This window comes from Brevundimonas nasdae, from assembly GCF_016654005.1.
In the GTDB taxonomy this organism is placed as follows: Bacteria; Pseudomonadota; Alphaproteobacteria; order Caulobacterales; family Caulobacteraceae; genus Brevundimonas; species Brevundimonas nasdae.
Genome location: NZ_JAEPWN010000013.1, coordinates 54461 through 72505, shown reverse-complemented (window position 1 = coordinate 72505; position 18045 = coordinate 54461). Strand labels below are relative to the sequence as shown.

The window sequence follows — 18045 nt, the reverse complement described above, 5'->3', positions numbered from 1 at the left end:
GGCGTCGGGCCGGTCTGGTCAGACCGGCTCGACGATCACGCCCGTGCCGTAGCAGAGAACTTCGGTCACGCCCGGCATGATCTCGGTGGCGTCATAGCGTACAGCGATGATGGCGTTGGCGCCGTGGGCCTCGGCATGTTTGACCAGTTCGTCATAGGCTTCCTGGCGACCGGCTTCAGCCAGCTTGACATAGGCGCCGACCCGCCCGCCCAGCATCGACTGGACGCCGCCGATGGCGTCGGAGATCGCGTTGCGCGAGCGCACCGTCACGCCACGCACCAGGCCGATGTGGCGGGTGACGCGAAAGCCGGGCAGGTCGTTGGTGGTGGTGACGTACATCAAGGTCTCCTAGCGGCGCTCAAGAACGCGGAATGTGAAAGCGTGATCGTCCTTCTCACCCGCTGGATGAGATTCGGCCGATGCCTCGATCCAGTCTGTCTGATCAAACGGCGGAAATACGGCGTCGCCTTCCGGGCTGGCGTCCACCTCGGTGATGTAGAGACGTTTCGCGCGGGGCAGGGCGGCTTCGAACAGAGCCGTGCCGCCGATGACGCAGATTTCCTCGACGCCGTCGTCCTGCGCCGTTTCGCGGGCGATCTCGATGGCTTCGTCCAGGGTGGAGCAGACCAGGGCGCCCTTGGCCATGCCGTCGGCTTCGTAGGATTCGTCCTTGGTCAGCACGATGTTCAGGCGGCCGGGCAGGGGTTTCAGCGGCAGACTCTCCCAGGTCTTGCGGCCCATCAGGCAAGGTTTTCCGACCGTGATCGCCTTGAAGCGCTGAAGGTCAGAGCGCAGCCGCCAGGGCAGGTCGCCGTCACGGCCGATGACGCCGTTTCGCCCACGAGCGACGACGAGAGAAATCTTGGGCTGGGACAAGAACCGTCACCGTATCCGTGCGTTGGAGGAGGCCATTCAATGAACGCGAGCCCGCCTGTGAGCAAGTACGTCCCCGCCATCGTCGTCGGTTTCCTGGTCGCCTTCGTGGTGTCGGCCGGGTTCTCGATGCTGTTGCGATCCGCAGGCGTGTCGCCCGGCATGACGCCCATGTTCATTGGCGGCTTTCTGGGCGTATTCACCGCCTACATCATGGCCAACCTGGCCGGAACGAAGCGGGGCAAGGCGGCGACGGCGGAGCAGAAGCAGGCCGTGCTGGATTTCCACCCTGAGCCCGGAAAGGCGATGCTGATCGTGTTTCGCGAAGGCTTCGTCGGCATGGCGGCGGGCATGGACCTGCTGATTGACGACCAGTTCGTCGCGCAGCTGAAAAGCCCACGGTTCACCGCCATCTCCGTCGAGCCGGGCGGGCATCAGATTTCGATGGCCTTCGGCGGTCTGGCGGGCAAACAGAACAAGCCGACGCTGGAAGGCTTCATCGCCGCGCCGGGTGAGATCATCGCCTTTCGTGCCACTATGGCGATGGGCGCGTTGAAGAACCGCATCCTGCTGGAGCGGATCGAGAGCCGCGACACCCTGACCTTGCGTCTGAAGCCGATGACGATGATCGCGCCGTCAGTATGAAAGCGGTCGGGGATGGCGACAGGCCATCCCCGACCTTGCGCCGTCAGGCGTCTGGTTCGAGCAGCTTCAGACGGAAGAAGGCCGCGCCGATGACCGCGCCGATGGCGGGGGCGACGAAGAAGACCCAGACCTGCGACAACGCCTGACCGCCCGCCAGAAGGGCAGGACCGAAGCTGCGCGCCGGATTGACCGACACGCCGGTCACCTGGATGCCGACGATGTGGATCACCGCCAGGGTGATGCCGATGGAGACGCCAGCGAAGGCGCCATGCCCCTTGGCGCCGGTTACGCCCAGAATGGCGATGACGAAGATGGCGGTCGCCACGATTTCAAAGATCAGGGCCGCGTGAAGCCCGTAACCGCCGGGCGATCCGGCGTCGAAGCCGTTCTGGCCCAGATTGGCGAAGCCGGTCTTGGCGATCAGGCCCAGGATGGCCGCGCCGATGACGGCGCCGATGAACTGGGCGACCCAATAGACCAGCATGTCCTTGGCGCTGATCCGTCCGGCGACGAAGGCGCCCAGGCTGACCGCCGGATTGACGTGGCAGCCTGAGACCGGGCCGATGCCATAGGCCATGGCGATGATGGCGAAGCCGAACGCCAGGGCGATGCCCAACTGACCGACATGATCAAAACCGCCCAGGACGGCGGCGCCGCAACCGAAAAGCACGAGAACTGCGGTTCCGACCAGTTCGGCCGTGAACTTCTTCAACATGAGAGTTTCCCCCGTTCTTCACCCGCACCATCGCGGATGAGCAGAGGTTGCTCTGAAAACCACCGGTTGACCACATGTCGTTACGACTTGTGTTCCAGCCACTTTAGCCATTTCCGCTGCATCGCCTGATCCAGGTCGATTCCAGCTCTGGCGCAGTAGATCAGCAGCATGCCCAGCACATCCGCCGCCTCGTCGCCCAGGGCCTGGGCGTCCGGCGTCCCGCGTGCGCGGCTGGACAGACGCAGATGCTCGGCGGTCAGTTCGCCCAGTTCCTCCTGCAGCTTCAGCAGCGCCCAGTCGCGGTCGCGGTCGATGCTGTGTTCGGCGGCGTAGATGTCGGAAATGCGTAAGACCGAGGCGGTCAGGTCGGATAGGGTCAAGAAACGGTCGTCCATCGTGTCGCAAGCTGGCCGATTGGCGGCATGGGGGTCCAGGCTTCTTCAGGATCGCCGCCCTGAGGGACGAAATAGCCGAAAGCGCGGGTCCAGACCTCGATCATCGGTTGCCTGAAGGTGACGGTGGCCAGATGCTCATTGACCTGGCCGGACAGGACGCCGTCGGCGACGCTGTTCAGGAAGTTGAAGGCCTGGGTCAGGGCTTCGGTGGCCACGCCGTCGGGATCGTCGGAGATATGAAAGGGGATGCCCGCGCGCAGCACGGCGCGAACAGCGATCAGAGCTTCTGAGTTCCAGGTCGCAACCAGGCTCTGGGTCAGTTGCAGAGGCGTCTGCGCCATCATGGGCGATGTGCTGGCCGTTGGCAGGGTGGCCGGTTCTGCGCGCAGAGCGTGCCGCACCCGGTTGCAGGCGGGACCCAGCACCGCACGGAGATTCCCGTCGCGCCGGTCGGCGACGTACCGTAGCGGCTCCACCCCGACCAGATCGGACGGCAGATGCATTTCATGCTCAAACGGCACGACGAAGAAACATCGCCGCGGTCCCAGCGCGCCGACGAACAGGCCCAGTTCAAAGATCACATTGTCGCGCACCACAGGCAGGGCTGAGCCGCGCATATGCAGGACGTCGTCGGGCGTGAAGACGAAGATGGCGAACTTGGCTTGGCGCGTGAAGGCGTACAGGTCGACCAGGGCCGCGCTGGACGGCTGGAAAACGCCCTGCGGCCAGACCGTCGGCTCGCAGTCGAACTCAAGATTTTCCTGGATCGCATAGGCCACCTCCAGCCCCTCGACCGAGGAGCCGATGAAGACCGGCGGCCTGACGCTCACTTGGAGACCAGGGCCTTGATATGCGGCCAGGCCTGATAGTCGTTCAAGGTGAAGTCGGACAGTTCGTAGGCGAACAGGTCGGCCTTGGGCGCCAGGCTCATGGTCGGCAGGGGCAGGGGCTCGCGCGTCAGTTGAAGCTCGGCCTGTTCCAGATGGTTTAGATACAGGTGGGCGTCGCCGAAGGTGTGGACGAACTCGCCCGGCTCCAGACCCACGACCTGGGCCACCATCAGGGTCAGCAGGGCGTAGGAGGCGATGTTGAACGGCACGCCCAAGAAGATGTCGGCGCTGCGCTGATACAGCTGGCAGCTGAGTTTTCCGTCTGCGACGAAGAACTGGAACAGGCAGTGGCACGGCGGCAGGGCCATGTCGTCCACGTCCGCCGGGTTCCAGGCGCTGACGATGTGGCGACGCCCGTTCGGATTGGTCTTGAGCCCGTGAACCAGTTTCTCAATCTGGTCGATGACGCGGCCGTCCGGCGCCGTCCACGAGCGCCACTGCTTGCCATAGACGGGGCCAAGCTCGCCCTCGGCGTCTGCCCATTCGTCCCAGATGCGGACGCCGTTCTCCTTGAGCCAGCCGATGTTGGTCTCGCCGCGCAGGAACCACAGCAGTTCGATGATGATCGAACGCAGGTGCAGCTTCTTGGTCGTCAGGACCGGGAAGCCCTTGGCCAGATCAAAGCGGATCTGGCGACCGAAGACGCCCAGGGTGCCGGTGCCGGTGCGGTCGTCGCGGCGCACGCCATTGTCGAGGATGTCGCGCAGCAGGTTCAGATACTGCCACTCGGGATGATCCGTCGGCGCGGCGTCCGTGCGTGCTTGAAGTTCAGCGGGGGCGACCTGAGCGTTCATGCGTCGAGCGTGCCTCAGAAAATGATTCGTGGCCCCCGATAATTCCGCCGCCTGGATGGGCGTCCACAAGAAATCGAATCAGCGGATTAGAGAATGATCATCATCCGCGGCTCAGCTCAGTCTGAACGACAATAAAGCCCGCCGACATGCGGCGGGCTTTCACTGGATCAGCGGCTCAGGCGTTCACCCTGAAGCCAGCCGATGTTGTCGTCGGCGTCCAGCACCTCGACCCAATCGCCTTCGACCTTTCCCGTTGGGAAGACGACGGTTTCGGCGGCCAGGGGGCGGATCACGGCGCCATCCGGAGCCGATCTCAGGACGGCGGGCGCCTGGAGGCGGCGGGTGGCCATCGACGGTGCGGCGGCCGCGCGGCGCATTTCTTCTTCGCGACGGACTTCATCGCGGATGCGGCGACGCTCTGCCTCGCGTTCGCGCTCCACACGCTCCTGCTCGCGACGTTCGGTCTGTTCGCGCTGTTCAGTTTCGGCGCGAATGGCTTCGCGGTTGGCGCGCGTGACTTCGGGAGTGGACGAGCCCATGCCGCCCAACTGGGTCACCATATCGGCGTAGCCGCGCACAAGGGCCAGAGCGATGATCTTGCCTTCGTCTTCTTTCTCGTACCCGGCGCCGACGCGACCGCCGAAGTGGTTGTCGCGGATCCGCAGACGGCGGACATCATCCTTATTGGCCGTCGAACGGGCGTGGCCGACGGTTTCCGCCAAAGGCACGCTGGTCAGGGAGAAGACGATCTGGGCGTCTTCCTTGCCGCGGCCGATATCCTTCTTGATGTCGCGAATGCGGTTGACCGTGCTGGCGTTCAACTGAGCCGCCTGCTGTTGCTGCGCGCCCTGGCCGGTCATGCCGCCGACGGCGTTGGCGGCCATGCTGAGGGCCTGCATCTGCATGGGGTTGAGGCCGGCAGCATCGCCGCCCCCCAGTCCGGCCAGCCCGCCCAAGCCGCCGAGCCCTCCCAGGCCGCCGCCGCCGAAACCGCCGCCGTCTCCTGTCAGGGTGCTCGCCGCCGCCGCGACGCCGACGTTGAGCAGGGCGCGGCCGCCCGCAGACGCCAGGCCCCTCAGCATGCCGGAACGTTGTGCTTCCGCCGCCGCGTCGATCGGATTAGCCAGTTCTGCGACCAGGACGAAGTCAGCCGTTCGGGCGCGTCCAGCGCCGCTGATTTCGCGTTCACGCTCAACCACGTTGAGGCCGGGGCCACGCTCAATCAGGGTGAAGCAGCCGGAATCGCGAATGAGCGTGCGCAGCAGCTCGGTGGGGGCGCCCATGCCCATCTGGCTGAACAGGACGCCCTGGGTTTCGGCGATGGCCACCGTCCCCAGGTTCTGAGTGCAGCGCGGGGTTTCATTGATGACGGTTGCGGGCGCGTTGTTGTTGCGGCGGCCCAGAATTTGCGCGTCAGCGGCAGTCGTGAATGTGAACGTCAGCGCGACAGCGGCGCTTAGACCGCAAGCAAAATGTGGCATGATTCCAGCGAACAGTTGTCAAAAAACGGCGGCACTTAGCCTTGCTGCGGCTGAATGACAACTGTTCAGTTTGCCGCTGTCACCCGCCAAAGCCGCCTTCGTCCAGGAACGCTTGCTCGTCTGGCGTCGTTTCACGGCCCAGACAGGCGTTGCGGTGCGGGAACCTGCCGAAGCGGACGATGATGTCGCGGTGAACGCCGCCCCATTTCTCCAGCTCGGCGTCGCCGGCGACCAGCTCCATATAGCGGTCCTGATCTTCGATCCGTTCTGAATGTTCGAACGGCAGAAGGAGGAAGTTCATCAGGTCCGGTTCGACCTGCAGATGAAAACCGCGCTCGACGGCCTGTTTGGCGAACATCAGGGCCAGAGGATCGGTGGCGAACTGATGCGCCGTGCCGCGGAAGCTGTTGCGCGGGTATTGATCCAGCAGGATCAATAGCGCGAGCGCCCCCTCAGCCGTCTGCATCCAGTCGTCCAGACCACGACGGGCGGCGGTCCAGTGTGCGGCGCGGCAGCTGTCGCGGAAGACGGTGTCGAAGGCCACGTCCTTGGCGAACCACTTGGCGGGGCCGGCGTCTTTCCAGAAGGCGACGACGGCGGATGGGGTTATGAGAACGGTCATGACCCAGACCCTACCCAATCCTCTGCCTGTCTTCCATGACCGCGATTGCGACCTGTCGATCATACGCAGCAAGCGCGTCGCCGTGATCGGTTACGGCAGCCAGGGCCGCACCCATGCCTTGAACCTGCGTGATTCCGGCGTGGCGGACATCGTGATCGGGCTGAAGGCCGATTCGAAGACGCGGGCGCTGGCGCGGGCGGACGGATTCGTCGTCATGACGGCAGGCGAAGCGACGACGGGCGCCGATGTGGTTGCGGTGATGACCTCGGACGAGGCGCATCGCGACCTGTGGCGCGACGAACTGGAGCCGAACATCAAGTCTGGCGCGGCCCTGATCTTCGCCCACGGCCTGTCGGTGCGATTCGGACTGGTGTCCCCGCGCGCCGATCTGGATGTGATTCTGGCCTCGCCCAAGGGAATCGGGCCGCGCATCCGTGATCTGTACGAGGCCGGGGAGGGCGTCTTCTGCCTGTTTGGCGTGAATCAGGACGCGACGGGCGGGGCGCACGCGCTGGGCCTTTCCTATGCGGCGGCGCTGGGCTGCGGTCGCAAGGGGATTCTGGAAACCACCATGCGCGATGAATGTGAGAGCGATCTGTTCGGTGAGCAGGTGGTTCTGTGCGGAGGAATCGCCGAACTGATCGATTCGGCCTTCATGAAGCTGGTCGCCGCGGGATATCCGCCAGAAGTCGCCTGGTTCGAATGTTTCTATGAAACCAAACTGGTCACCGACCTGATGTACGAACGAGGGATCGCGGGCGCCTTCGCCAAGATCTCCAATACGGCGGAGTACGGCGCCTATCTGACCGGGCCGCGCGTGATCAATGCCGCGTCACAGGCGGCGATGGACGAGGTTCTGGCCGAGGTTCAGAGCGGCGGGTTCGTGAAACGGCTGATGGCGGACTATGACGCCGGTTCGCCGGACCTCTTGGCGCGTCGCAAGGCGCTGGGCCTGCGCACCATTGAACAGGTCGGCGCGCACCTGAATCTGGTCGCCAAGGCGGCGAACGACGCATGAAGGCTGGCCCCGAAGGGGCTGGCTCAACACATTGATTTCAATGAAGAGAAGATGGTCGGAGTGAGAGGATTCGAACCTCCGACCCCTGCGTCCCGAACGCAGTGCTCTACCAGGCTGAGCCACACTCCGACCGTGGGAGCGGGCCTTGCGGCGTCGCCCCGAAGTGAGGACGCGGCTTATAGCTATGGGATTCCGACCTCGCAAGCACCCATTTCACCCTTTTTGCAGCGGTCGAAAATTGTCTTGAAAGAGGGTGTTGCATCCCAAAACGGTTTGGCCTATCTGACCGCCTCCGCCGCAGAGACGTGGCGGAAACGCCGGACCTGCTGGGGAATGGTGTAATGGTAACACTCCGGTTTTTGGTACCGTCATTCTAGGTTCGAGTCCTAGTTCCCCAGCCATCCGCCGCCCCCACGAAGGGGCGGGCAAAGTATCCCTCGATAATATCCATAAGAAGAATTGACCCAGGTCAGGGCTTTCGTTCGGCTGTCGTGGTTCTTAGCTAGGCCATAGGTTCTAAGCCGAGGAGAATGATCATGGTCACCGCCCGCGAAAAGCGCCTGGCGCCGTTGAGAACGCCCACCAGCCTGTCCGAGGACGCCACGCGGGACATTTCCGCCGCCCTGACGGGCTTGCTGGCTGATGTGTTCGCCATCTACCTGAAGACCAAGAACTTCCACTGGCATGTGTCGGGTCCGCACTTCCGCGACTATCATCTGCTGCTGGACGAACAGGCGGCGGAACTGTTCGCCATGACCGACCCGATCGCCGAGCGGGCGCGCAAGATCGGCGGGACCACGCTGCGGTCGATCGGCCAGATCGCCAAGGAGTCGCGCGTGAGCGACAACGACGCCGACTATGTCGATCCGCTGGACATGCTGGCCGAGCTTCGTGACGACAATAATGACCTGGTCGGGCGCATGCGCGAAGTCCACGACCTCTGCGACGAGCATGGCGACATCGCCACCGCCAGCCTGCTTGAGAACTGGGTGGACGAGACCGAGCGTCGCGTCTGGTTCCTGTTTGAAACCGGGCGTCGCGGCAACGGCTGATCGCGCAACCCTCTCGCTTGCCAAGACTTATGGATCGGGAATAACCGGTCGACAGGGACGGCGAGGGAGAGGGCGGCGATGCGAATCGCAAACATGGGTTGTCTGGCCCTGCTGGGCGCCGTCGTGATGGCGGCGCCGGCGCAGGCGGGGGTGTCGGACGCGTTCGGCAACACCATCATTTCCCACTATCCGCGCGGCGAGTGGGTGAAACACTATTTCGAGCCGGACGGAACCTATGCCGCCGCCTGGTCTGACGGACGGCGGCTGTCAGGGCGCTGGGTCATTGAGGGGCAGAAGGTCTGCCTGATCGAATTGCGGCCGCGCCAGCTGATTTCGCGATTCTGCACGCCGATGGTTCAGGCTTCTGTCGGCGACACCTGGCCGTCGCGTGATCCGCTGGGCCGGTCTGTCCGCAACGAACTGGTCGCCGGTCGGCGCTAGACGTCTAAAAGACGCGGTGCAGAACCGCCGTGTCGGCGGCGCAGCGCAGCACATCATTGATGCGGGCGCCGTCCAGGCGGGCCGAAAGGGCCAGGCCGCTGCAACTCATGTCCGCCTGACGCCGGGCCTCGGCCAGCAGGGCGTCCGCCGTCGTGGTGGGATCGAACAGATCGAACGCCGCCAGACCATCGATAACGAACAGCCTTTCTCCACCGCCGTTGACGACGATGGAATATTGCAGGATCGCCCGCACCGTTCGATTTGAGAAGGCGCCGATGACGCCGACCTGATCCGCAGCAGCGGCTGTGATCCTGCGCCACGCATCGGGCGTCAGCGCCGGGTCGCTGAGTTGGGCCAGGGCGAATGAGTCCTCGGCGTCGCGGATGTCCAGACGGCGGATTTGCAGGTTGCTCATGCCGCCACCTTGAGGCACCGGGCGCGAGGACGCATTGATCTCAATCAAGCGGAGCCGTTGCACTGAAGGTTGCGACAACCTACCCTTGCACCTTATGCGAGGCTGAAATGCTGGAACTCCGCTCACTGCCGACCGACTGCGCCGCCCGCCGGAGCGATTCCGTCTGCGCCACCTGCGGCGCGCGGGCCTTCAGCGTGTGCAGCAGTCTGGGTGTCGATGATCTGGCAGGGCTGGATGCGATCGCCGAGCGGGTGTCGCTGAAGTCCGGTGAGGCGTTGATTCGCCAGGGCGAGCCTGCGGTTCACCTGTTCAACATCACCTCGGGCTCGGTGCGGGTCTATAAGCTGCTGCCGGATGGGCGGCGACAGATCACAGGATTCCTGTTCGCCGGTGATTTCGTCGGTCTGGCGACGGGGCAGGACTATGCGTTTTCGGCCGAGGCCATCGAAGATGCGACCCTGTGCCGGTTCAAGAAAAGCGACTACCGCGCCCTGATCCGAGAGCGGCCTGCGCTGGAGACGGCGCTGCTGGAGCGGGCTACGCACGAGCTGGCCGCGGCGCAGAACCAGATGCTGTTGCTGGGGCGCAAGACGGCGCAGGAACGGATCGCTTCCTTCCTGCTGGATCTGCCCGAACGCGATCCGATCCGTCCTACCGAGGCAGGCCACATCCGCGTGCCGATGACACGGGCGGAAATGGCGGACTATCTGGGCCTGACCATCGAGACAGTCAGCCGGGGCCTGACCAAGTTGAAGACAGCGGGGGTGATCCGCCTGCTGTCGCTGAATGAGATGCTGGTGGACCGGCCGGAACGCCTGCGGGCCATCGCCGAGGGCGAAGCTTAAACGACGGCCTTCTGACGCTCGGGCGTCACCACAACGCGCCCGTCCTGGGCCATGGCTTCAATCCGCAGACGGGTCTGGCAGATCTGAATCGGCGCCGTGCGGTGGCTGACCAGGATCAGCCCCTGCTTGTTTTCGACCAAGCGGCGCTCCAGGGCCTTGAGCACCTGGGCTTCCGTCGCGGCGTCCAGCCCCTCCGTCGGTTCATCCAGCACCAGCCAGGGCGCCGTGCGCAGATAGGCGCGGGCGAGGCCGAGACGGCGACGTTCGCCGCCGGACAGACGCTCTCCATTCACGCCGACAGGCATATCCAGGCCCAGAGGTTCGGCGCGGATGCGCTCGGCCAGAGCCGCGTCCTCCAGCACGCGCCACAGGGTGTCATCGCCGCCAGGACCCGCCAGCAGCAGGTTGTCGCGCACCGTGCCGTTCAACAGCCTCACGTCCTGGGCGGCGTAGGCGAAGCGGGCGCGACGGGTGGCGGGGCTGAGGGAGGCGATGTCGATACCGCCCATGACGACCTCTCCGGGGTGAGCGTCGCGCAACCCGATCAGACGTTCGATAAAGGTGGTCTTGCCTGCGCCGGACGGCCCCGACAGGCCCAGTCGATGGGGCGGGCGCAGATTTGTGTTGGCGGCGATGAGGGTCAAGGACGGCGGCGGCGGGCGCGTGCCGTCATGCGGCAGAACCTGGGGCGCGGCCTGGTCCAGACGGGCGACGGCTTCCTTCGCTGCGCCGTTCTGGTGCAGGGCGCCCACAAGGCCTGCGGCGGATTCCATGCCCATGATGGTCGCCAGGGCGGCGAGCGCGGTCAGGGGCAGGGGCGCGCCGAGGGTGACGAGGACTACGACGGCCAGGGCGGCGGCGGTCACGACCGCCTGCCACACCGCCATCCAGCCCGCCGATGTCGTCAGGGCGATCTGTGCGCTGTCATGCCTATCGGCGGCGCTGGCGGCCTGCTGCACGGCCCAGTCATTGAGGTCGTAGGCTTTCAGCTCAGGCGCCACGGCTTCGAGGGCGGTGAGGCGGTCCTTCAAGGCGCCTACGGCGATCTGGGCCTCCTTGCCTGCGGGATCGGACAGGCGACGCGCGATGACCATGACGCCGAGGCAGGACACTGTCATGGCGGCCAGCAGCAATCCGCCCGCAAGGGGTGACGCCAGACCAGCCAGCAGGGCGCTGGACGCAGAGCCCGCGCCCAGGGCCCAGGGTGCGGACTTGCGCACGAACAGGGTCTGGACGGCGTCCACATCCTGCACCAGGCGGGCCGAGGTTTCGCCGGACGACAGGCTAAGCGCGCGTTCGGGCGGGGCCGAGGCCAGGGCGTCGAACAGTTGTGGACGTAAGCGCGCCAGCGCCTTCAGCGCTGCCTCATGGCCCGCGACACGCTCGATATAGCGCGCGCCGGTGCGCAGGATGGCCAGCAGGCGGATGATGGCGCTGGGCATCATGTAGTTGAAGGCCTGGACCGCAGCCATTCCCGCCATACCCGCCAGGGCGGCGCCGGTGATGAACCAGCCGGACAGGCCCAGCAGGCAAACGGCGGCGACGGAGACGACGGCGCCAGCCGCGGCGGCGATCTGCAGGCGTTGGCGCTGGGCGTGGGCCTGGGCGGCGATCAGGCCAGCGATGCGATTGGGGTCGTGCATCACAGTTGCACCACGCGGTCGGCCAGGGCCGCGACGGCGGCGGAATGGGTGGCGATCAGGGTGGTGCGCCCCGCGGCGGTTTCGCGGATCAGGTCCAGCATGGTCTGTTCGGAGGCGGGGTCCAGATTGGCCGTGGGTTCATCCAGCAGCAGGATCGGGGCGCGTTTCAGCAGGGCGCGCGACAGGCCCAGACGGCGGCGTTCGCCCCCGGACAGGCCGCCGCCCCGCTCGTCGATCAGACGGTCCAGATTTCCATGCAGACCGGCGCGGCTGGCGGCGGCCAGAATGCGGGTGACGCAGGCCGCTGGGTCGGCGATGGCGATGTTTTCGCGCAGCGTGCCGGGAATAACCACCGGGTTCTGGCTGGCCCAGGCGACCTGACCGGCGAAACCGCCTGTCTGGCTGAGCGATGCGCCGTCGATCTCGACATCGCCCCCGGACAGGGGCGCAAGGCCGAGCAGCAGATGCAGCAGACTGGACTTGCCTGCACCGCTGGCGCCGACCAGAGCGACGATCTGACCGGGGCGGATCTCCAGATTGAAGTCGGCGACGACCGATGCGGGGCCATAGGCGATGGTCACGTCGCGGAACCGAATGGCGGGTGCTGCGGCGCCCAGCTGGACCGGGCGGCCGGACTGGGTTTCGGCGACGATCAGAGAGGACGCGGCGGCCTCGGCAGCTTGCCGATCGTGATAGGCGGCGGCAAGGCGGCGCAGCGGCTGATAGACCTCCGGCGCCAGGGCCAGGACGAAGAAGGCGCGCGACAGGTCCAGCGTCTCGGGAACCGGGAAGGGCAGCAGCTTCAACAGGTTGAAGCCGCAATAGACGGCGATCAGCGCCACCGACAGGGCCGAAAAGAACTCCAGCACGCCGGACGACAGAAAGGCGATGCGCATGACGCGTGCGGTGCGCTGCTCCAGCTCGTCCGAGGCGGCGGCGATCTCGGTCGTGGTGCGGCCTACGGCGTCGAAGGCCAGGATGGCGGGCAGGGCGCGGACGCGGTCGATGAACAGGCCCGACAGTCGGTCCAGCGCCTGAAACTGGCGACGGCTCTCGCCCGCCGCTGCGGTTCCGGCCAGGGCCATGCCTGCGATGAAGGGAAAGAGGGTGAACAGCAGCACGCCCGCCGCAACCGGGCTGGCGAAGGCGGCGGCGGCGATGATCAGCAGGGGCGACAGGCCAGCCGCCAAGCGCAGAGGTGCGAAACGGGAGAAATAGCCGTCCAACGCGCCGACACCCTCGACCAGAGCAGTCAGACGGTCGTTGGAGCGCCCGCCGCGCCCGAACAGGTCGGCCAGCAGGCTGCGGCGCACATCGGTCTTGACCGCGCGGCCCAGCCGGGCGCCGACCACCGTGGCCACCTGGCCGACCAACCCGCGCGCGATCAGGCTGACCACCGCCAGCACCAGCCAGGGCGCGGCGGCGCCAGGCGTGGCGAAGTTGGAGATCGTCATGGCAAGACCGGCGGCGAAACCGATGGCGGGGACCACGTCGGCGATGGTCAGCAGACCCGCGAGCAGGGTCAGCCGCCGCCACGGCGCGCCAGCCTGTTTCAGCCAGACGCCGGGGGGAACGGCGGCAGGGGGGGCGGGGGGCGACGCGGCGGTCATGCACGAAACTCCAGCACGCCGGCATCGCCGCGCGCCATTGGACAAAACACCGTTGGACCGAACGTCCAAGGGCGAACCGTCCAGTAGATGAGGCCGCCGCCGGGGGCTTTGATCGAGATCAAGGCGCGCGCCCCGCCGAATCTCTAGGGCGAAGGAAACGTCGGTCGTCGTGGCCGGCCCCTCGGAGCATAGCCATGATCGACCTTGCGGTCGTCGACCTGTCCAGGCTGCAGTTCGCGCTGACAGCCCTTTACCACTTCCTGTTCGTGCCCCTGACGTTGGGCCTGTCCTTCATGCTGGTCATCATGGAGTCGATCTATGTCATGACCCGCCGCCCGATCTGGCGGACGATCACCCGTTTCTGGGGCGTGCTGTTCGGCATCAACTTCGTGCTGGGCGTCGCGACCGGCATCACCATGGAGTTCCAGTTCGGCATGAACTGGAGCTACTACAGCCATTATGTCGGCGACATCTTCGGTGCGCCGCTGGCCATTGAAGGGCTGATGGCCTTCTTCCTTGAGGCGACTTTCGTCGGGTTGATGTTCTTCGGCTGGGACAAGCTGAAGCCCCACGCCCACCTGTTCGTCACCTTCATGGTCGCCCTGGGCACCAATCTGTCGGCCCTGTGGATACTGATCGCCAACGGCTGGATGCAGAACCCGGTCGGCGCCGCCTTCAATCCAGACACCATGCGGATGGAGGTCACGGACTTCATGGCCGTGCTGTTCAACCCGGTCGCCCAGGCCAAGTTCGTTCACACCGTCAGCGCCGGTTACGTCTGCGCCTCGGTCTTCGTGCTGGGCGTGTCGGCCTTCTATCTGCTGCGCGGCAAGCATGTCGGGTTCGCCAAGCGGTCGATGACCGTGGCCTCGGCCTTTGGTCTGGCGGCGTCGCTGTCGGTCGTCGTGCTGGGCGACCAGTCCGGCTATGCCCTGACCGACAACCAGAAGATGAAGCTGGCCGCTCTGGAAGCCATGTGGCACACAGAGCCCGCGCCTGCTGGCCTGACCCTGATCGGCATTCCCAGCATGAAGGACCGCGAGACCCACTATGGCGTCCATGTGCCGTGGGTCATGGGCCTGATCGCCACCCGCACCATCGACAAGCCGGTCGAAGGCATCTTCGAATTGGTTGCCACGGCGGAGGACCGCATCGAATCCGGCGTGATCGCCTTTGACGCCCTGGAGAAGATCAAGGCCGATCCGGCCGACATGGCCGCGCGCGCGGTGTTCGAAACCCACCGCCGCGACCTGGGCTACGCCCTGCTGTTGAAGCGCCACGTGGCTGATCCGCGTCAGGCCTCGCCCGAGCTGATCAAACAGACCGCGTGGGATACGGTGCCGAACGTGCCGGCACTGTTCTGGAGCTTCCGCATAATGGCGGGCGTGGGCATGTTCATGATCGCCCTGTTCGGCACGGCATTTGTTCTGTGCACCCTGCGCAAGCACCATACGAAGTGGTTCCTGCGGGTCGCCGTTCTGGCCATTCCGCTGCCGTGGATCGCCATCGAGTTCGGGTGGATACTGGCTGAGTTCGGTCGCCAGCCCTGGGCGGTGGACGGCGTGCTGCCGACCTTCCTTGGCGCCTCTTCGCTGACCGTGCCGCAGCTGTGGGCGACGATCATCGGCTTCACCCTGCTGTACGGATCGCTGGCCGTCGTCGAGGTCCGCCTGATCCTGCACACCATCAAGAAGGGCCCGTTCCACGAACAGGAGACGTTCGGCGAACCCAGCCCCGAAGCCCCGCTTGAGCGCCCCGCCGCGCCCGCCGTGGCCTGACACAGACCCTGTAAGGATATCCGACAATGGATCTTCCCCTCGACTTCGCCACGCTTCGCCTGATCTGGTGGGGACTGCTGGGCGTGCTGCTGATCGCCTTCGCCCTGACCGACGGTTTCGACCTGGGCGTCGGCGCCCTGCTGCCCTTCGTCGCCAGGACGGATGAGGAGCGCCGCATGGTGATCAACACCGTCGGCGCCACCTGGGAGGGCAACCAGGTGTGGTTCATCCTGGGCGGCGGCGCGATCTTCGCCGCCTGGCCCTTTGTGTACGCCGTCAGCTTCTCCGGCTTCTACCTGGCCATGTTCCTGGTGCTGTCGGCGCTGATCCTGCGGCCCGTCTCGTTCAAGTACCGCTCAAAGCGCCCGTCGCCGAAATGGCGGTCGTTCTGGGACTGGTGCCTGTTCATCGGCGGCTTCGTGCCTGCGCTGGTGTTCGGGGTTGCGGTCGGCAACGTCCTGCTGGGCGCGCCCTTCCATCTGGATGGCGATCTGCGCTCCTTCTACGACGGCAGCCTGCTGGGTCTGTTCACCCCGTTCAGCCTGATCGCAGGCCTGTTGTCGGTGGCCATGCTGGTGCTGCACGGCGCAGCCTGGCTGTCGGTCAAGGCCGAGAAGGGGCCGGTGCTGGATCGCGCCCGTCTGTTCGGCACCGTCGCCGGGGTTCTGGCCCTGGTGCTGTTCGCGGCGGGCGGTCTGTATGTCGCCTATGGCGGTCTGGGCTACCGGATCACGGGCGCGCTGGACATCAACGGCTTCTCCAACCCGCTGCGTACGACGGTTGAAGCGGCGCCGGGCGCCTGGCTGGACAACTACGGCCGTTATCCGTGGATGCTGATCGCACCTGCGCTGGGCTTCCTGGGGGCTCTGGCCGGTCTGATCGGCATGTGGCGTCGGTCTGCGCCCCTGGCGTTCGGTGGATCGTCCCTGTCGACCGTGGGCATCATCTCCACGGCCGGTCTGTCGATGTTCCCGTTCATCCTGCCCAGCTCGATTGATCCGCAATCCAGCCTGACGGTGTGGAACGCCTCGTCCAGCCACCTGACCCTGTTCATCATGCTGATCGTGACGGTGATCTTCCTGCCGCTGATCCTGATCTACACCACCTGGGTTTACCGCGTGCTTTGGGGGCGGACCTCGACCGCCGCCCTCAAGACCAACCCCGACCTCTACTGAGCCATAGGAGCCAAAAGCGATGTGGTATTTCTCCTGGATTCTGGGCCTTGGACTGGCGGTCGGCTTCGGCGTGCTGAACGGCCTGTGGCACGAGTTCCACCTGTTCGACGAAGGCGACGCGGGCCTGTCGACCCCGGATGCGTCGAAAGAGGGCGATGTCCCTCTGTAGCGTCCCCGTGCTGACGACGCGTGAGCTGATCGAACGCTATGATGCTCACGCGCCGCGCTACACCTCCTATCCGACGGCGGCGCAGTTCACGCCCGCTGTCGGTGCGGGCGACTGGGCGGGCTGGCTGAGCGGTGCGCCGCTGGACCAGCCCGTGTCGCTGTATCTGCACATCCCGTTCTGCAAGCGGCTGTGCTGGTACTGCGGTTGCAACACCCGGGCGATGAACCGGGCGGGCGTGATTTCCAGCTATGTCGATCTGCTGCTGGCAGAGGCCGACCTGGTGCTGGCGAAGATCGATCGGCCGGCGCGCGTCGGGTCGATCCATCTCGGCGGCGGCACGCCCAATATGCTGTCGCCCGATGATCTGGAGCGGCTGTTCGACGGCCTGTCGGCTCGGTTCGATCTGAGCGACTGTTCGGAAATCGCGGCCGAACTGGACCCGGAGGTCCTGACGCCGGAATGGATCGAGGCGGCGGGGCGGATCGGTCTGACACGCGCCAGCCTGGGCGTGCAGGATCTGTCGCCGCGCGTGCAGGCGGCGGTCAACCGACCCGAGTCCTTTGATACGATCCGCGCGGCGGCAGAGGGGCTGAGGGCGCAGGGCGTGACCTCGCTGAACCTGGACCTGATGTATGGACTGCCGCTGCAGACGACGGCGGACGTGGTCGCCACGCTGGAACAGGTGACGACGCTGAGGCCCGAGCGGATCGCCCTGTTCGGCTATGCCCATGTGCCGTGGATGAAGCCGCATCAGAAGCTGATCAACGACACCGATCTGCCCGACGCCGAAACCCGGTTCGAACAGAGCCAGACTGCGGCGCATTATTTGGCCTGCAACGGCTGGCGTCCGATCGGTCTGGACCATTTCGCCCTGCCGCATGACACCATGGCCCAGGCCCATCGGGCGGGGCGGCTGCGTCGCAACTTCCAGGGGTATACGACCGACGAGGCCCCGGTGCTGATCGGACTGGGCGCCTCGTCGATCAGCCGCACGCCGCGCGGCTTCGTCCAGAACCACGCCAAGGAGCGGGACTGGCGGATGGCGGTTGAGGCGGGCGAACTGCCCGTGGCGCGCGGGGTCGAACTGACGCCGCGGGACACTTTCGTCGGCGAAATCATCGAGCGGCTGATGTGCGACTTCGTTGTCGATGTGGCTGCGGTCGCTGGGCGTCATCGGCGCGACCTGGACGAGGTCGCAGGGGCCTGGCCGCTGTTGGACCGCTTCGTCCGCGATCGCCTGATCGGGATTCAGGGCAATCTGGTGGTGGTGACGCCGTTGGGACGGCCCTTCGTGCGCGCCGTCTGCGCAGTCTTTGATCCCAACGCGGTCGGCCTGCAGCAGAAGCATGGGCGGGTGGTCTGAGAGGACAGATTGTCCAACCCCGTCGATGATTGCGCTGGATCAAAGTCGGAATGGGCGAGGGGGCGCATCACCCTGTCCGACGCCTGAGACACCGGCCGCATGAGGCGGCCCCGGGCGTCGG

20 protein-coding genes and 2 tRNA genes are annotated in these 18045 nt (G+C 65.8%); 10 read left to right on the top strand and 12 right to left on the bottom strand.

Annotation, left to right across the window (positions count from 1 at the left end):
* Window positions 1-18 precede the first annotated feature (18 nt).
* Together JKF87_RS16415 and JKF87_RS16410 are read right to left on the bottom strand one after the other, a co-directional pair.
* Window positions 19-339 (bottom strand): YbjQ family protein, encoded by a 321-nt coding sequence (locus JKF87_RS16415; protein ID WP_201100959.1) that lies wholly within the window; start codon window positions 337-339, stop codon window positions 19-21.
* 9 nt (window positions 340-348) lie between these two features.
* On the bottom strand, window positions 349-876 hold the full coding sequence (locus tag JKF87_RS16410; RefSeq protein WP_201100958.1) for a dihydrofolate reductase: 528 nt from the start codon (window positions 874-876) through the stop codon (window positions 349-351).
* A gap of 57 nt (window positions 877-933) precedes the next feature.
* On the opposite strand from JKF87_RS16410, the gene JKF87_RS16405 reads away from it, so the two are divergent.
* A complete protein-coding gene (locus JKF87_RS16405) occupies window positions 934-1518 on the top strand; it encodes a hypothetical protein (protein WP_201100957.1) in 585 nt (194 codons plus the stop codon).
* Between the two features lie 43 nt (window positions 1519-1561).
* Here JKF87_RS16405 and JKF87_RS16400 read toward each other — a convergent pair whose 3' ends face one another.
* From JKF87_RS16400 to JKF87_RS16375, 6 genes are all read right to left on the bottom strand, one after another.
* Window positions 1562-2233, bottom strand: a complete 672-nt coding sequence (locus JKF87_RS16400; RefSeq protein ID WP_201100956.1) for an aquaporin — start codon at window positions 2231-2233, stop codon at window positions 1562-1564.
* Window positions 2234-2313: 80 nt separating this feature from the next.
* Window positions 2314-2613 carry a nucleoside triphosphate pyrophosphohydrolase family protein gene (locus JKF87_RS16395; RefSeq protein ID WP_236261456.1) on the bottom strand — a complete coding sequence of 100 codons (300 nt, stop codon included), beginning with the start codon at window positions 2611-2613 and terminating at the stop codon, window positions 2314-2316.
* The gene (locus JKF87_RS16390; RefSeq protein WP_201100954.1) at window positions 2610-3458 is read right to left on the bottom strand and encodes a nucleotide-binding protein; all 849 of its coding nucleotides are present in this window, start codon (window positions 3456-3458) and stop codon (window positions 2610-2612) included. The genes JKF87_RS16395 and JKF87_RS16390 overlap by 4 nt, the downstream gene beginning before the upstream one ends.
* Complete coding sequence (locus JKF87_RS16385) at window positions 3455-4312, bottom strand: thymidylate synthase (protein WP_201100953.1); 858 nt, start codon at window positions 4310-4312, stop codon at window positions 3455-3457. The genes JKF87_RS16390 and JKF87_RS16385 overlap by 4 nt, the downstream gene beginning before the upstream one ends.
* Before the next feature lie 167 nt (window positions 4313-4479).
* Window positions 4480-5793, bottom strand: coding sequence for an SH3 domain-containing protein (locus tag JKF87_RS16380; protein ID WP_201100952.1), 1314 nt, complete (start codon window positions 5791-5793; stop codon window positions 4480-4482).
* Between the two features lie 79 nt (window positions 5794-5872).
* Window positions 5873-6415, bottom strand: a complete 543-nt coding sequence (locus JKF87_RS16375) for a DUF924 family protein (protein WP_201100951.1) — start codon at window positions 6413-6415, stop codon at window positions 5873-5875.
* Between JKF87_RS16375 and ilvC the strand changes: the two genes are divergently transcribed.
* Entirely contained in the window at window positions 6414-7433 is a 1020-nt protein-coding gene (gene ilvC, locus JKF87_RS16370; protein WP_201100950.1) for a ketol-acid reductoisomerase, read from the top strand. The genes JKF87_RS16375 and ilvC overlap by 2 nt on opposite strands.
* A 52-nt stretch (window positions 7434-7485) precedes the next feature.
* Here ilvC and JKF87_RS16365 read toward each other — a convergent pair.
* Window positions 7486-7562 (bottom strand) — tRNA-Pro (locus JKF87_RS16365).
* A gap of 198 nt (window positions 7563-7760) precedes the next feature.
* Here JKF87_RS16365 and JKF87_RS16360 point away from each other — a divergent pair.
* The 3 genes from JKF87_RS16360 to JKF87_RS16350 all read left to right on the top strand — a co-directional run bounded on the left by JKF87_RS16360 (window position 7761) and on the right by JKF87_RS16350 (window position 8926).
* Window positions 7761-7834, top strand: a tRNA-Gln gene (locus tag JKF87_RS16360).
* 135 nt (window positions 7835-7969) lie between these two features.
* On the top strand, window positions 7970-8485 hold the full coding sequence (locus JKF87_RS16355; protein WP_236261455.1) for a Dps family protein: 516 nt from the start codon (window positions 7970-7972) through the stop codon (window positions 8483-8485).
* Window positions 8486-8563: 78 nt separating this feature from the next.
* A complete protein-coding gene (locus JKF87_RS16350; RefSeq protein WP_236261454.1) occupies window positions 8564-8926 on the top strand; it encodes a hypothetical protein in 363 nt (120 codons plus the stop codon).
* Window positions 8927-8930: 4 nt separating this feature from the next.
* Here JKF87_RS16350 and JKF87_RS16345 read toward each other — a convergent pair whose 3' ends face one another.
* The gene (locus JKF87_RS16345) at window positions 8931-9341 is read right to left on the bottom strand and encodes a hypothetical protein (protein WP_201100948.1); all 411 of its coding nucleotides are present in this window, start codon (window positions 9339-9341) and stop codon (window positions 8931-8933) included.
* Window positions 9342-9448: 107 nt separating this feature from the next.
* On the opposite strand from JKF87_RS16345, the gene JKF87_RS16340 reads away from it, so the two are divergent.
* Window positions 9449-10186, top strand: a complete 738-nt coding sequence (locus JKF87_RS16340; protein ID WP_201100947.1) for a cyclic nucleotide-binding domain-containing protein — start codon at window positions 9449-9451, stop codon at window positions 10184-10186.
* On the opposite strand, the gene JKF87_RS16335 is transcribed toward JKF87_RS16340, so the two are convergent.
* Window positions 10183-11829, bottom strand: a complete 1647-nt coding sequence (locus JKF87_RS16335) for an amino acid ABC transporter ATP-binding/permease protein (RefSeq protein WP_201100946.1) — start codon at window positions 11827-11829, stop codon at window positions 10183-10185. The two genes, JKF87_RS16340 and JKF87_RS16335, sit on opposite strands and share 4 nt — an antisense overlap.
* A complete protein-coding gene (gene cydD / locus JKF87_RS16330; RefSeq protein WP_201100945.1) occupies window positions 11829-13439 on the bottom strand; it encodes a thiol reductant ABC exporter subunit CydD in 1611 nt (536 codons plus the stop codon). The genes JKF87_RS16335 and cydD overlap by 1 nt, the downstream gene beginning before the upstream one ends.
* A 197-nt stretch (window positions 13440-13636) precedes the next feature.
* Here cydD and JKF87_RS16325 point away from each other — a divergent pair, with 197 nt between their 5' ends.
* From JKF87_RS16325 to hemN, 4 genes are read left to right on the top strand one after another with little or no spacing between them, the layout of a single operon-like run.
* On the top strand, window positions 13637-15217 hold the full coding sequence (locus JKF87_RS16325) for a cytochrome ubiquinol oxidase subunit I (protein ID WP_201100984.1): 1581 nt from the start codon (window positions 13637-13639) through the stop codon (window positions 15215-15217).
* Window positions 15218-15243: 26 nt separating this feature from the next.
* Window positions 15244-16392 carry a cytochrome d ubiquinol oxidase subunit II gene (gene cydB / locus JKF87_RS16320; protein ID WP_201100944.1) on the top strand — a complete coding sequence of 383 codons (1149 nt, stop codon included), beginning with the start codon at window positions 15244-15246 and terminating at the stop codon, window positions 16390-16392.
* Window positions 16393-16411: 19 nt separating this feature from the next.
* Window positions 16412-16561, top strand: coding sequence for a cytochrome bd-I oxidase subunit CydX (gene cydX, locus JKF87_RS16315; RefSeq protein ID WP_017504187.1), 150 nt, complete (start codon window positions 16412-16414; stop codon window positions 16559-16561).
* A complete protein-coding gene (hemN, locus tag JKF87_RS16310) occupies window positions 16548-17924 on the top strand; it encodes an oxygen-independent coproporphyrinogen III oxidase (protein WP_201100943.1) in 1377 nt (458 codons plus the stop codon). The genes cydX and hemN overlap by 14 nt, the downstream gene beginning before the upstream one ends.
* Window positions 17925-18045: the final 121 nt, after the last annotated feature.